The following is a 13,767-nucleotide window of genomic DNA, read 5'->3' as shown; positions in this document are numbered from 1 at the left end:
AGGTCAAGTTGGGTTTCAGTCAGATTTGTCGCAGATCGAACGCATGGCCTGCCATTCCGTTTCATTTAGAATCGGTCTGGTGTCAGATTGTTGCGCGGCAAAGGCGCGGGCCTTGTCGGCGCGATCCCCGGTGGCCGGATGGGTGGACAAATAGCTGGGAATTTCCACGCCATGCGTGTGCTCGCCCAGCTCGTCGAAAAAGCGGGCAAATCCGTTGCTGTCGACATCGGCATTGGCCAGCATTTCCAGCGCGAATTCATCGGCGATCCCTTCGGCCTCGCGCGTGTAAGACGCGGATAGCATGTGTTCACCGATCAGCGCGATGGCCGCGGCACCGGTGAAATCGCCAATCAACATGGTCAGCAAACCGGCAGACCCGGTCGCGCGCAGAGCATGGCGCGTGGCATCGCGATTCTCGACATGGGCAATTTCATGGGCCAGCACACCGGCCACCTCTTCGGCGCGTTCGGCTTCTTCGATCAAACCGCGCATCATCACAACCTGACCGCCCGGGGCGGCAAAGGCGTTGAGCATTGGGTGATCGAACACGTGAATTTCGACATCGTAATGCATGTCGTGGTTTTCAGTGAGGCGCGTCAGCATCTTGGCGATGGCAGCGTCACCTTCGGGGGATGAGCAGCGCAGCCCACCCAGTTCGGACGCGCCCATGAAACGCTCCATTTGCGCGGTGACATGGCGGCCAAAGGCAATTTCACGCTCGATAGGCAGGATTTTGGCAAGGCTGTTGGCCAGGGCGGGCAGGATGACAAACAACATCATCAGCACGGCGACCACGGCAGCCCCCGCATAGGTGGCGATCTTGCGGAATGTCCCGCTGCGCAGATCGGTTTTGAAAAGCGAAGGGCGGGTTTTGTGGAACCAGTCGATGGCGGCTGGATCAGTGATGACCAGACGGGCCGGGTCACGCGGGGCTTCGTCATCGGTTTCGGCCACGCGGGTCAGGGTCAGGCCGTCTCGGTCTGCGCTGCCTTTGAGCGCGCGCAAATCCTGCAGGGGCCAATGTAGCGCGGGCGACAGGGTGTCGCCCGAAATGTCCAGATGGACGCGGTCAGAGTTCAGGGCGACATGAACATCATGCCGCCCCGCTGTGAGACCATCGTAAAAATGTGCCTGAAAGGGCAACATTAGATCGCGCCTCCGACATCCAGAGCATCGGCAAACCCGTCGGCATCAACGCCGCGCTCGGTTTCGCGCTGGGTGATGCGGTTCAGCGCATCGGCATTGGTGACGGCGGTCGTTTCCACGATATGCGCGATGATGGGCTGGGTGATAAAGACCAGAGCCAGAGCCTGTGCCAGAACCAGAAGCGGCAGGTAGATCACCACACCTATGATGATCGGCAAGATGGTGAACATCATCGGGTCAACATTGCCACCAGACAGCATTGCCCCTGCAATGATCGACACACCCGCGCCCAGAATGGCGGCGATGACACCGATAATCAGACCAACGATCAGGCCACCAACAATGTAGTGCTTGATCACGGTTCCGGTTTTCGGTTCGCAGGTAAAGCCAATCTCGCCGTTCAGGGTCTTGTTTTCCATCAGATAGGCAAAGCTGCGGATCTGGAAATAGGTGATGCCAACAAAGAACCAGATATAGCCGACAACCATACCGATTATCATCAAAGCTTCGTTTTGAAGGGCTGCACCGGCACCGGCACCGCCAGCAAGCAGGACAATCCCGATGAACATATGCAGGGCATATTTATAAAGCGCAGTCCATTTGCCACCCTGTTCAATGCGACCGCTGCCATAATAGCTGCGATCGGCCATGTATTTTTCCAGTTTGAACATGGCCAGAGGTGAAAGGATGAACAGCGTCAGGATCGACAGCAGCCAATAGAGCAGCGCGCGGCCAACATAGCCCCAGGCGCCGTTATCCATGCCAAAGCGGATACCGCGAAAACGGGTGCGGGCCATTTTGTAGCGACGCGCGCGGTAGACTGCAAAAAGCAGGAAAGGCAGAACCGCAAAGAATGAGGCGTAGATGGCAATCAAATAGCCGATCATTTCCTCATAGCTGGCGGTTTGCGGGTCAACCATCATGCTAAAGCCGAAATAGAACAGGCCCATTTGAATCGCGCCTAGGTAGACGGCGAGAAAGAGGACGGCGATGAAAAAGCCAAGCAGCTTTTCCAGGCCGGTGCCGGTATATTCCAACCGATCCCCGCCCATATCGATCGAAGACCAGATATATTTACGGATACGTGTTTTTTGCCAAAAACGGTAAATGCCCAATGTGATCAGGGTCAAAAGGGCGGTTTTGAAAGCGAGTGAGAAAAGAGGGCCCTTTTCGCCGTGATAGCTGAGGGGCGCAGAAGAATGTGTGTTCATTAGGAAACCTTACTGTCGCACGTTATAATTGTGCGGCCACCATAGTCGCGGGAATGGTTTCGTAAAGTCAGGAATTACATAGGTGGATTGAAAATCATTGTTTTCAAAAGAAAACCCCCGGCGCATTGGCCGGGGTTTGGGGTTAGGTGAATGTGTTGTCGCGTGGGAACCCACGGGGGGCCATGCGCCCGGTGCCTGCGCGCTTGCCCTGCCATTCGGCCAGTTCCAGCTCGGTCCGGGTGCGACCGGCGGGGTCTAGCCAGCTGAGGCCATCTGCCAAGGTAAAGGTACGCGCATCAGACAGCCCGCCATCCTTGTATTTCTGCAAACGCACGCCCTTGCCACGGCCCATTTCTGGCAGTTCATCCACACCAAAGATCAGAACCTTGCGGTTTTCGCCAACAACCGCAACGGAATCACCATCGACCGGTTTGCACAGCTTGGCACGTACCGGATCTTTGACGTTCAGAACCTGCTTGCCGTTCTTGGTCTGCGCGATCACATCGTTTTCAGGCACGATAAACCCGTCACCGGCGGTTGAGGCCACCAGCAATTTGCGGTCGGGTTTGTGGATGAAGATATCGACGATCTCGGCCTCATTGGGCAGATCGACCATCAGACGCAAAGGTTCGCCCATGCCGCGCCCGCCGGGCAGGTTGGCGGCGGACAGGGTGTAGAAACGACCATTGCTGCCAAAGACCAGCAGGCGGTCGGTGGTTTCCGCATGGAAGATAAAGCGCGGACCGTCGCCATCCTTGAACTTGAGTTCGCGGTTCAGGTCGATATGGCCGGTCATTGCCCTGATCCAACCCATTTGCGAGCAGACGACCGTGATCGGTTCGCGTTCGATCATGGCCTCAATCGGCACATCCTCGGCTTCGCCGGCCTCGGCAAAGGTGGTCAGACGGCCACCGCGCGGATGATCCTTGGCGAATTTTTTGCGCACTTCGCGCAGCTCTTCGGTGATGGATTTCCACTGCAGGTCGTCGCTTTCCAGCAGATCTTCAAGCCCGGCGCGCTCTTCCATCAAGCGGTCGCGTTCATTGACCAGTTCCAGCTCTTCAAGGCGGCGCAAACTGCGCAGGCGCATGTTGAGGATGGCCTCGGCCTGAACATCTGACAGCCCTTCGGAGCGGCCATCAAAGCGCGACGGGATTTTGGCATCGGTGCCATCATCGGCGAGAACACCGCGCGCAATGGCTTCGGGATCTTCCTTAAGCGTCAGGGATTTGACGTCGACCCCAGCCAGGGGCGAGACATAGTCGCTTTCATCCATGGCGCGGGGAATGCCAGCTTGATGGTCGCGCGACCAATCCTCGTACATCAAGGCCGCTTTGGGGTCGTCATCGTAGCGGATAATGTCGATCACGCGGTCGAGATTGAGGAAGGCGATGATCAAACCCTCAAGCACCTCAAGCCGGTTATCGATCTTGGCCATGCGATGACGGGCGCGGCGGATCAGGACCTCGCGGCGGAAATCCAGGAACGCGCGCAGCACTTCTTTGAGCGAGCAGACCTTGGGCGTAACCCCGTCAATCAGCACGTTCATATTGAGCGAGAACCGCGTTTCCAGATCAGAGTTCTTGAACAGGGTGTTCATCAGAATGTCGGGGTCAACATTCTTGGATTTCGGTTCAAGGATCAGGCGGATGTCATCGGCGGATTCATCGCGCACATCGGCGAGAATCGGGATCTTTTTGGTCTGGATCAGCTCGGCGATGCGCTCAACCAGTTTGGATTTCTGCACCTGATAGGGGATTTCGCTGACCACGGCCTGCCATTGGCCGCGGCCCAGATCCTCGACGCTCCACCGGGCACGCAGCCGGATGGACCCGCGGCCGGTGCGATAGGCGGTGGCGATATTCTCTGGCGGTTCGACAATGACGCCGCCGGTTGGGAAATCCGGGCCGGGGACGTATTGCAGCAGTGTGTCGTCCACAGCATTGGGGGATTTGATCAGATGCAGGCAGGCATTGATCAACTCGCCAATGTTGTGCGGTGGAATGTTCGTCGCCATGCCCACCGCAATCCCGCTCGACCCATTGGCCAGCAGGTTGGGGTACGAGGCGGGCAGAACGCTGGGCTCTTCCAGGCGGCCATCATAGTTGGGGCGAAAGTCGACCGAGTTTTCGTCGAGCCCCTCAAGCAGGGCCTCGGACATGATGGTCATGCGCGCCTCGGTATAGCGCGAGGCCGCCGGGTTATCGCCGTCGATATTGCCAAAGTTGCCCTGACCGTCGACCAGCGGGTAACGGATGGTGAAATCCTGCGCTAGACGGGCCATGGCATCATAGATCGCCGCATCCCCATGCGGGTGGAAATCCCCCATCGTGTCGCCGCTGATCTTGGCGGATTTCAAAAAGCCGCCCGAAGAGGACAGGCGCAATCGCCGCATCGCGTAAAGAATACGCCGATGCACCGGCTTCAACCCGTCACGCGCATCGGGCAATGCCCGGTGCATGATCGTCGACAGCGCGTAAGTCAGATAGCGTTCACCAATGGCCCGCCGCAGGGGTTCAGAAAGGTGACGTGAAGTCATATCGGGATCGGAAAGATCATCATCCATAGCCATAGATGGGTGATACAGCCGAGTTTCGGGGGGGTAAAGCGCAGGCTTGAGTAAAGGGCGGGAAAAATTCTCGGAATTTCCCTTCTCTCGAGTGGGGGGAATCATGTATAGTGAGCGTAATGTTGCCGATGCTGCTGCAACATTCGCGTGGGGTAATCTTTTGGGGGGTAAGGCATGACGAAAGTCATTCTTTTGACGTTTGGTGTACTTGGTTGGGCATGGTTTGAAATGTCTGGCGGTGCTGATTTTCAGCCGGGCCAGAATGGTGTGACCTTGCTGGCCGCAGCCCCTGTTGTGCAAACAGAACGCGAAACCCCGATCAAACCCGTTGTGGAACGCGTGGCGCGTGCTGATACGACATCGGCACCTCTGACCGGTCTAACTCCTCCGAAACTGGAACAAGTGATCGCGGCCTCGGTCGTTGTTGAGCAAGCCCCTGTGATTGCCCCTGCACAAGAGCAAGTGGCAGCTTTGGACAACCCAATCGTTCAAACAGATGCGGTGATCGAACTGGCCGCGCCCAAAGTCGATTATCGCCAAGTCACTGGTTCGCGGGTTAATCTGCGTGGCGGTCCCGGCACTGGTTTTGACGTTGTGACACAGCTGCTGCGCGGTGAAGAAGTTGAAATTCTTGAAAGCGAAGGTGACGGCTGGGTTAAGCTGCGCGCGCTGGACGGCAATGACATCGGTTGGATGTCGGAAAGTTTCCTCAAAGCGGTCAACTGACCGTATCCCTTAGGCACGGGGACAAGAACGCGCGAGTGATCCTCGCGCGTTTTTTGTTTATGGGACCTATGTTAAAGGGAGTTGGCGCGAAACATATGAAAAGGGCAGGGCGCATGGCAGGGAAAAGCATTTTGGTAACGGGCAGTTCCTCGGGGATTGGTTACGATGCGGTGCACGGGTTGCGTGATCGCGGCTGGCGGGTTTTTGCGTCTTGTCGGCAAGAGGCAGACTGCCAACGCCTGCGCGATGAGGGGTTTGAGTCTCCGCGCATTGATTACACAGATCCTGCGACGATTGAGGCGGGATTGGCGGAAACATTGGAGGCCACCGATGGGACTTTGGATGCGCTGTTCAACAACGGCGCTCATGCCACTCCGGGCGCGGTCGAGGATCTGCCGGTCGACGCGTTGCGCGCGATTTTTGAGGCCAATGTCTTTGGCTGGCATGACCTGACCTGCCGGGTGATCCCGGTGATGCGGGCGCAAGGGCATGGGCGGATTGTCAATCATTCTTCGGTTCTGGGGCTGGTCACCGCCCCGTGGCGCGCGGCCTATAATGCGACAAAATTCGCCACCGAAGGGCTGACCGACACATTGCGCATCGAAATGCGCGACACGCCCATTCATGTGGTCACGCTAAACACCGGGCCGGTCACCTCCAAGATCCGCGAGAATGCCATCCCGCATTTTGAACGTTGGATTGACTGGAAATCCTCGCCCCGCGCCAAGGATTACGAGGCCCGCCTGATGAAGCGGCTGTATGAGGATAGCGGCCCTGACACGTTTGAATTGCCGCCCTCGGCGGTCACGGCAAAACTGATCCACGCACTGGAAAGCGACCGTCCCCGCCCCAGATACTACATCACCAAGGCGACCTACCTCATGGGGGCCGCTAAACGGCTCTTGCCGACCCCTGCGCTGGATTGGCTGGTTTCCAAGGGCGGTTAGAGCGGTTAAGCCCGTGACCAAAGACCGGAGGACTCATGGCACAAGACCCGTTATTCTATGTCGTACTGATCGCAATGGCGGCAGTGGTCGGCATTTTGCTCTTTGGGATTGGCAGTTTCGCCAAGGGCGGTGATTTCAACCGCAAACATGCCAATCGCGCCATGCGCTGGCGTTTGATTGCGCAGTTCATCGCGGTGATTCTGATTGTCGGCTTTGTCTGGCTGCGGAGCGGCGGCTGATATGGTTGTTCTGAACAAGCTGTACACACGCACGGGTGACAAGGGTGACACGGCGCTGGGCAATGGCACGCGCGTGGCGAAAAATGATCCCCGGGTTGAGGCTTATGGCACCTCGGATGAGCTGAACGCGATTGTCGGATTGGCGCGCTTGCATGCTGAGGGGGTGATAGATCAACAGCTCAGCCGCATTCAGAATGACCTGTTCGATCTGGGCGCGGACCTGTGCCAGCCCGATATGGAAAAGGACGATCAGGCTGAATACCCGCCGCTGCGCATGGTGATGACCCAGGTCGAGAGGCTCGAGACTGAGATTGATGAGATGACGGCTGTTCTTGAACCGCTGCGCAGTTTCATCCTGCCGGGTGGATCAGCCTTGTCGGCTTATCTGCATCAATGCCGAACGGTGGCCCGGCGTGCGGAACGGTTGACGGTGGCACTGGCCGCTGAGGAGCCGATCAACCCTGCTGCAGTGAAATACCTGAACCGCCTATCCGATTGGTTCTTTGCGGCGGCGCGGATGGCCAATGACAAGGGGCGCAGCGACGTCCTTTGGGTGCCAGGGGCGAACCGCGAATAACGGGCGCATCCCGTGAGGCGGGCGCTGATAAATTCCGTGCACGGAATTTGCAAATTCCATCGATGGAATTTGGGCGCGCGCGCCTCAGGCGATTGGCTCCGCCTCCAGCCAGACACCGCCCTCGGGGCGCAAGGTGATGATCATCACGGGATCGGGCACTTTGCCCGCGACGGGGGTGAAGCGGAACCGAGACAGCAGTGTCGCCAGGACAATCACCGCCTCCTGGATCGCGAACGAGGCCCCGATGCAGATACGCGGCCCATCGCCAAACGGCAGATAGGCATAGCGCTCGGGCTTGTCTCCGCTCCATCGATCCGGATCAAAGCGATCCGGGTCTTCCCAAAGCTGGTGATTTCGGTGCAGGGCATAGATCGGTAGGATCACCGTGTCACCGGGCAAGATTTCGCGCCCACATAGCGTGTCTTTCGCCAAGGCCGTCCGCGACACCATACCCGCCGGTGGATAGAGCCTGAGAGCTTCATCAACGATCTGCCGGATATAGGGCAGCTGCGCCACATCCTCTCCACTCGCGGACCGGCCCGACAACACCGTTTGTACCTCTGCCCGAGCCTTGTCCTGAACCTCTTGATCAAAGGCCAGCAGGTACAGGGACCAGGCCAGAGTCAGCGCCGTCGTCTCATGACCGGCCACGATGAAGGTCAGCAGATTATCCCTGAGTTCCGAAATGTTCATTTGCCGCTTGGTCTCCGGGTCTTCCCCGGCCAAGAGCAGATCCAACAAATCAGGGACCTCATCAGCCCCCCGTGCCGCCCGCGCCTCAATAGCGCTATCGGCCACGCGTTTCATCTGTTTGACACCACCGGTGGAAAACACCCGCGCCGGGCGAGGCACCCAGTCGGGCAGGCCCAGAATATCGAACAAGGACAGTTTGCCAGCCTCGGCAATATAGGAATCAATGGCCTTATGCACCGCGCCGCGATCAAACCCTTCATCTCCGGAAAAGGTCACATCCGAGATCACGTCAAAGGTCAGCGACACCATTTCATCGAGGAAATTGATCGCTCGTGGGCCTGCGGCCGCGATACGTTCTGCTGATTGTTCCGCCGCGCGCGTCATCACAGGGGCAAGGTTCATCACATTGCGATGTGAAAAGGCAGGGGCCGCCGCGCGCCGTTGCCAGCGCCAATGCGCGCCCTCGGCGATAAACAGGGAATCGCCAATCGCGGGGCGCAGCAGGTTTTTGGTCACCAGCGATTTGGGGTAATCGTCCAGTTTTTCCAATAGCACCTGTCGAATGGCCTCTGGATCCATCACCATATGCCAGCGTTTCCCGGTCTTGCCGGACACCATGGGCTGACGCGTGGCGATGTCGGGGATGATGGCAAGGATGTTTTTGCGGGCGGTCTGCAGGCTTTGCCACAGTCCCATCGGCTGTGTGACCAGCGGCACACGGGGCGGCAGGGGCTTGGGCGTTCCTGTCATTTTACACTCCTGATCCACGTCGGTGGTCGGGGCAAACCACCTGTCCAAGGTAGCGCAGGATCGCCCCGCGTCCATCAGAGTCAGTTGCGTCAAAAGGCCCTGTGAGATATCCGGTTGCGAGGCATATCAATGGCAGAGGGGTCTCATGCTGCGAAATCTGGCCGCGCTGGGCGCAAGTTTGTTCCTTTTGGCATGTAACGCGCCTCCGGCGGATTTGGCCAAACCTGCGGAACCCATGGGGGCCTTTAAACTGGGCCATGCCGAGGTTGTCGCGCCAAATCTGCAAAAGCTGTTGGTGTCGCGCGATGCCAGCGCCGAAGAGTGGAGCGCAGCTGTCGACAAGGCGCTGGAGGAGCGCTTTCGCCGGTTTGATGGCGACCAATACTATCACATTGGCGTCAGCGTCGAAGCCTATTCCCTGCCGCCTCCGGTGGTTCCGGGCAAATCCGCCTTGGCTGTGCGTGTGACCGTATTTGACGACGCGACCCAGGCCAAGCTGAATGAGAAAACCAAGGAAATCCACGCCATCCATGTCTTCGAATCGCGGTTGCAAATGACCCGCGAAGACCAGATTGCCCGTCTGTCCGAATCCATCGCCTTGGAAATCGAGAAATGGATGCGGCAAATGCACGAGGAAAAAGCGTGGTTCGCCCCGCGCAATGGTGCTGAGGGTGTTGTCGCAGATGAGCCCGGCGAAAGCCCTGCTGAATAAGGCGCAAACCTAACCCAACCGGGTCGTTTTCATTGATTTTATTGCCGCAGGCCAGTGCGCTGGCCTGTCACCTGCCGTTTGCGGGGTGGTGATTGCATGATTGACTTGATTTTCCTCTCTCAAACCAATAAACGGCGCGCGATGTAACTTGGGCCAGCGAGGCCCCGCAAATTTAGAGGCGTCTGGAAGATGGCAAAGGAAAAGTTTGAGCGCGGCAAGCCGCATTGCAACATTGGCACCATCGGTCACGTTGACCACGGTAAGACCACGCTGACAGCGGCGATCACCAAATATTTTGGTGACTTCAAAGCGTATGACCAGATTGACGGCGCGCCTGAAGAAAAGGCTCGTGGTATCACCATCTCGACCGCCCACGTTGAGTATGAGACCGATGCCCGTCACTACGCCCACGTTGACTGCCCCGGCCACGCCGACTACGTCAAGAACATGATCACCGGTGCGGCGCAGATGGACGGCGCGATCCTGGTTGTGAACGCGGCTGACGGCCCTATGCCTCAGACTCGTGAGCACATCCTGCTGGGCCGCCAGGTTGGCATCCCGGCCATGGTTGTTTTCATGAACAAAGTTGACCAGGTTGACGACGAAGAGCTGCTCGAGCTGGTGGAAATGGAAATCCGCGAACTGCTGTCCGAGTATGACTTCCCAGGCGACGACATCCCTGTGATCGCGGGTTCGGCTCTGGCGGCGATGGAAGGCAACAACCCTGAGATCGGCGAAGAGAAGATCAAAGAGCTGATGGCAGCCGTGGATGAGTACATCCCGCAGCCTGAGCGCGCTGTTGACCAGCCGTTCCTGATGCCGATCGAAGACGTGTTCTCGATCTCTGGTCGTGGTACCGTTGTGACCGGCCGTGTTGAGCGTGGCGTGATCAATGTTGGCGACGAGATCGAGATCGTTGGCATCAAAGACACCACCAAAACCACCTGTACCGGTGTTGAGATGTTCCGCAAGCTGCTGGATCGCGGCGAAGCGGGCGACAACATTGGTGCGCTGCTGCGTGGTATCGACCGTGACGCGGTTGAGCGTGGTCAGGTTCTGTGTGCCCCGGGTTCCGTAACCCCGCACACCAAGTTCGAAGCCGAGGTCTACATCCTGACCAAGGACGAAGGTGGCCGTCACACGCCGTTCTTCGCGAACTACCGTCCGCAGTTCTACTTCCGCACCACCGACGTAACCGGCACCGTGACCCTGCCAGAGGGCACCGAGATGGTTATGCCAGGCGACAACCTGAAGTTCGGCGTTGAGCTGATCGCCCCGATCGCCATGGAAGACGGTCTGCGCTTCGCGATCCGCGAAGGTGGCCGCACCGTTGGTTCCGGTGTTGTTTCCAAAATTGTAGAATAATTCCGGCGGCTTTGCCGCCGAGAGGTGATGATTTAAGAAGGGCGCTCCGTTTGGAGCGCCCTTTTTCTTTGTTCGCGGTCAGTTGCAGGGCAAAGGTGGGGTAAAACCCCACCCTACGGCATTCCAGCAACGCAAAAGCGCTGCCCGATCCGGACAGCGCTTTCATCTTGTTTTGGGGCCGGCAGAGCGGCTCCGAACAGGTCTTAGTTTACGATCTTGCGCACTGCGTTGCGCTTTTCGCTTTCAGTGCCGCCACCATTGACGATCAGGTGCAGCGAGGCGGTTTCAGCGGCGCTCAGGCTGGAGATGTCGGCACCAGGAGCGTAGGTCTGCACGTCCGAAGACAGGGAGGCATTGGCAGCACCGGTCAGAGCGGCGGTTGCAACAAGGGCGGAAGCGATCAGGGTTTTCATGACAAAGGTCCTTTCGGGGAGGGAGTTTTAGGAGTCTTGGGAGGGAGAGGGGATGCGCCGGAGCGCTCCTTAGCCGTGATTTGGGGATCTTGGATCGGTTTCCGCTGCCTCCCGCCCGAGGGCAGGAACGCGGAGAACCGATGCTTTGCTTAAGCGTCCCCAAACACGTCTTAGTTTACGATCTTGCGAACCGCATTGCGCTTTTCGCTTTCAGAACCGCCACCATTGACGATCAGGTGCAGCGAGGCGGTTTCAGCGGCGGTCAGGTTGGAGATGTCTGCGCCGGGCGCATAGGTGTTCACGTCAGATGACAGCGACGCATTGGCGGCACCGGTCAGAGCGGCAGTTGCAACAAGAGCGGAAGCGATCAGGGTTTTCATGACAAATATCCTTTCGGGGAGGGAGTTCTTGGGAGTCTTGGGAGGGGGAGGGGAAAGGTTGCGGCCAATGCGGCCGCAAAAGTCCCTTAGTTTACGATTTTACGCACAGCGTTGCGCTTTTCGCTTTCAGAACCGCCACCATTGACGATCAGGTGCAGCGAGGCGGTTTCAGCGGCGGTCAGGTTGGAGATGTCTGCGCCAGGGGCGTAAGTCTTCACGTCAGACGACAGCGACGCATTGGCAGCGCCGGTCAGGGCGGCAGTGGCGACGAGGGCGGAAGCGATCAGGGTTTTCATGTGTCTGTCTTTCTATATGTATCAGTGTGTTAGGCCCGGTTGGGCGTTTGTTTGTTTGGACTGTTGCGTCCGACACCAAACGAGATAGGGGCCCCGATTTCGGATTTGAACACACGAAAAAATCGCGCCCGCTCACGCGAATTTGCCCTTGAATTGCGCGCGCCAAGACAGGTCACTGCGCCCCCCTGCACAGCCTCGGTGCGGACCAATAAAACAAGCCCCCCACCCTCACACCCACCCCAAATCCCCTCACACCAATCGTCACCCAACGTGACAAAACAATCCCATGAACAACCCGTGTGCAGCCGTGAACAGCCGGGATGTTTCAGGAAATGCCCCAAAACACCCCGCTCAATCGCAAACGCGTGAGCGGGTTCACAAAAATTTCGACCCAAAAAATCGAAATTCTGTGAAAGACTTGGTTTTCCGCTCTTGATTTCACCTAATCCTTGGCGTACCCCACAGACCGGCCTTAGGGGTATAGCTCAGCTGGTAGAGCGACGGTCTCCAAAACCGTAGGTCGCGGGTTCGAACCCTGCTGCCCCTGCCATTATCTCATTGACCGATATATGACGTAGGCGAGCGGGGCCCGTTCCATTGGGCGCGATCCGTCGGGAACCAGATTTATTGTCAGGTCAATTATGACAGCAGAATTGAAAACGAGACTTTGGGGAATCGCGATCTGTTTGATTGCGGGGGCCGTGGGCACTGTTGTGTTTGAGTTGGTCGGGTTTCCCGCTGCTGCTGTGACCGGATCGGCCTTTGCGGTGTCGCTTACATGCCTGTTTAGCGGTGCGCGTATGGATTTGCCGGTGCGCTGGCGCGACTTTCTCTTTGTGCTCATTGGTCTGAATATCGGCTCGGGCGCCACGGCCGAAACGGTGCAAGCCGCCAAGAACTGGCCCGAAACGATCGTGCTGCTGTCGCTATGCGTGCTTGCCACCCTCTATTTGTCGCGAGCCTTTCTGAACAAAGTGCTCAAGCTTGACCCGATCATGGCGATGTTGGCTGCCGCGCCGGGGCATCTAAGCTTTGTCTTGGGTATCGCGGCAGAGCGCAACATTGACGCGGCCCCTGTGGCGCTGATTCAAAGCATTCGGGTTCTTGCCATCACCTTGCTTGTGCCGCCATTGATCACTTGGGGCCTGGCCGAGGGCATGCCGGATTTGCCGGAACTGCCAACCATGTCCTGGGTAAACCTGATTGCGCTGACCCTGGCTGCGGGTGCCGTTGGTTTGGCGTTTCAAAAGTTCAATCTGCCCGCAGCCTATCTATTGTCCGGAATGGCGGTGAGCGCGGCAGGTCATATAAGCGGGTTGACCCCGGGCCGGATGCCCTGGGGGTTGCTGACCGTCGCCATGATTGCCATGGGGGCGTTGATCGGCAGTCGCTTTTCCGGTGTCACGGCAAAAGATCTGCGTCACGCCTTGGCCGGAGGTGTGGCTGTGACCTCGATTGGCTTTGCGGTGACCTTAATAAGTGTCGCGATTGCGGCTTTGCTGTTTAATGCCTCTGTGCCCTTGTTGATCATCGCCTTTGTTCCCGGCGGGGTCGAGGCTATGGCGGCCATCGCGATTCTGATGGGCATGGACCCGGCCTTTGTCGCGGCGCATCATTTGTCGCGCCTGATCCTTCTGTCTTTCCTGATGCCGATCTGGGCGCGGCGGGCCTTTCGCTAGCGGCGTTTCTGTACCAATCCACGCAGCTGTGACACGGCAGTGCTTGAAATCGCGCTCAGCCTCG

The 13,767-nt window shown here is 58.1% G+C and carries 14 protein-coding genes and 1 tRNA gene; 8 read left to right on the top strand and 7 right to left on the bottom strand.

The window, feature by feature from the left end:
- Window positions 1-15 precede the first annotated feature (15 nt).
- The 3 genes from CLV87_RS21155 to CLV87_RS21145 form a co-directional block, all read right to left on the bottom strand.
- Window positions 16-1,146 carry a M48 family metallopeptidase gene (locus CLV87_RS21155; RefSeq protein WP_099248205.1) on the bottom strand — a complete coding sequence of 377 codons (1,131 nt, stop codon included), beginning with the start codon at window positions 1,144-1,146 and terminating at the stop codon, window positions 16-18.
- Window positions 1,146-2,357, bottom strand: coding sequence for a YjgN family protein (locus tag CLV87_RS21150; RefSeq protein WP_099248207.1), 1,212 nt, complete (start codon window positions 2,355-2,357; stop codon window positions 1,146-1,148). Before CLV87_RS21150 ends, CLV87_RS21155 begins: the two co-directional genes overlap by 1 nt.
- 142 nt (window positions 2,358-2,499) lie before the next feature.
- Window positions 2,500-4,923: a DNA topoisomerase IV subunit A gene (locus CLV87_RS21145; RefSeq protein ID WP_099249281.1), complete on the bottom strand. Its 2,424-nt coding sequence runs from the start codon at window positions 4,921-4,923 to the stop codon at window positions 2,500-2,502.
- A 177-nt stretch (window positions 4,924-5,100) separates the two neighbouring features.
- On the opposite strand from CLV87_RS21145, the gene CLV87_RS21140 reads away from it, so the two are divergent.
- The 4 genes from CLV87_RS21140 to CLV87_RS21125 all read left to right on the top strand — a co-directional run bounded on the left by CLV87_RS21140 (window position 5,101) and on the right by CLV87_RS21125 (window position 7,415).
- Window positions 5,101-5,652, top strand: coding sequence for an SH3 domain-containing protein (locus CLV87_RS21140; protein ID WP_099248208.1), 552 nt, complete (start codon window positions 5,101-5,103; stop codon window positions 5,650-5,652).
- A 113-nt stretch (window positions 5,653-5,765) separates the two neighbouring features.
- Window positions 5,766-6,599 carry an SDR family NAD(P)-dependent oxidoreductase gene (locus tag CLV87_RS21135; protein WP_099249283.1) on the top strand — a complete coding sequence of 278 codons (834 nt, stop codon included), beginning with the start codon at window positions 5,766-5,768 and terminating at the stop codon, window positions 6,597-6,599.
- Between the two features lie 35 nt (window positions 6,600-6,634).
- Window positions 6,635-6,838: a twin transmembrane helix small protein gene (locus tag CLV87_RS21130; protein WP_099248210.1), complete on the top strand. Its 204-nt coding sequence runs from the start codon at window positions 6,635-6,637 to the stop codon at window positions 6,836-6,838.
- 1 nt (window position 6,839) lies between these two features.
- Window positions 6,840-7,415: a cob(I)yrinic acid a,c-diamide adenosyltransferase gene (locus tag CLV87_RS21125; RefSeq protein ID WP_099248212.1), complete on the top strand. Its 576-nt coding sequence runs from the start codon at window positions 6,840-6,842 to the stop codon at window positions 7,413-7,415.
- An 84-nt stretch (window positions 7,416-7,499) separates the two neighbouring features.
- Here the strand turns inward: CLV87_RS21125 and CLV87_RS21120 are convergent, their stop codons facing one another.
- A complete protein-coding gene (locus CLV87_RS21120) occupies window positions 7,500-8,858 on the bottom strand; it encodes a cytochrome P450 (RefSeq protein WP_235872010.1) in 1,359 nt (452 codons plus the stop codon).
- A gap of 145 nt (window positions 8,859-9,003) precedes the next feature.
- Between CLV87_RS21120 and CLV87_RS21115 the strand changes: the two genes are divergently transcribed.
- Together CLV87_RS21115 and tuf are read left to right on the top strand one after the other, a co-directional pair.
- Window positions 9,004-9,570: a hypothetical protein gene (locus CLV87_RS21115; RefSeq protein ID WP_099248214.1), complete on the top strand. Its 567-nt coding sequence runs from the start codon at window positions 9,004-9,006 to the stop codon at window positions 9,568-9,570.
- Between the two features lie 189 nt (window positions 9,571-9,759).
- On the top strand, window positions 9,760-10,935 hold the full coding sequence (gene tuf, locus CLV87_RS21110; protein WP_099248215.1) for an elongation factor Tu: 1,176 nt from the start codon (window positions 9,760-9,762) through the stop codon (window positions 10,933-10,935).
- Between the two features lie 203 nt (window positions 10,936-11,138).
- Here the strand turns inward: tuf and CLV87_RS21105 are convergent, their stop codons facing one another.
- The 3 genes from CLV87_RS21105 to CLV87_RS21095 form a co-directional block, all read right to left on the bottom strand.
- Window positions 11,139-11,348, bottom strand: coding sequence for a hypothetical protein (locus tag CLV87_RS21105; RefSeq protein WP_099248217.1), 210 nt, complete (start codon window positions 11,346-11,348; stop codon window positions 11,139-11,141).
- A 170-nt stretch (window positions 11,349-11,518) separates the two neighbouring features.
- Window positions 11,519-11,728, bottom strand: a complete 210-nt coding sequence (locus CLV87_RS21100; RefSeq protein ID WP_099248219.1) for a hypothetical protein — start codon at window positions 11,726-11,728, stop codon at window positions 11,519-11,521.
- Between the two features lie 86 nt (window positions 11,729-11,814).
- Window positions 11,815-12,024 (bottom strand): hypothetical protein, encoded by a 210-nt coding sequence (locus CLV87_RS21095; RefSeq protein WP_133840867.1) that lies wholly within the window; start codon window positions 12,022-12,024, stop codon window positions 11,815-11,817.
- A gap of 474 nt (window positions 12,025-12,498) precedes the next feature.
- Between CLV87_RS21095 and CLV87_RS21090 the strand changes: the two genes are divergently transcribed.
- Together CLV87_RS21090 and CLV87_RS21085 are read left to right on the top strand one after the other, a co-directional pair.
- Window positions 12,499-12,574, top strand: a tRNA-Trp gene (locus tag CLV87_RS21090).
- 103 nt (window positions 12,575-12,677) lie between these two features.
- Window positions 12,678-13,703 carry an AbrB family transcriptional regulator gene (locus CLV87_RS21085; RefSeq protein WP_166652821.1) on the top strand — a complete coding sequence of 342 codons (1,026 nt, stop codon included), beginning with the start codon at window positions 12,678-12,680 and terminating at the stop codon, window positions 13,701-13,703.
- Window positions 13,704-13,767 lie beyond the last annotated feature (64 nt).

It is taken from the genome of Pelagimonas phthalicica, from assembly GCF_004364805.1.
Classification (GTDB): Bacteria; Pseudomonadota; Alphaproteobacteria; order Rhodobacterales; family Rhodobacteraceae; genus Pelagimonas; species Pelagimonas phthalicica.
The sequence above is the reverse complement of the archived record's forward strand: the minus strand, read 5'-3'. Positions and strand labels throughout refer to the sequence as shown.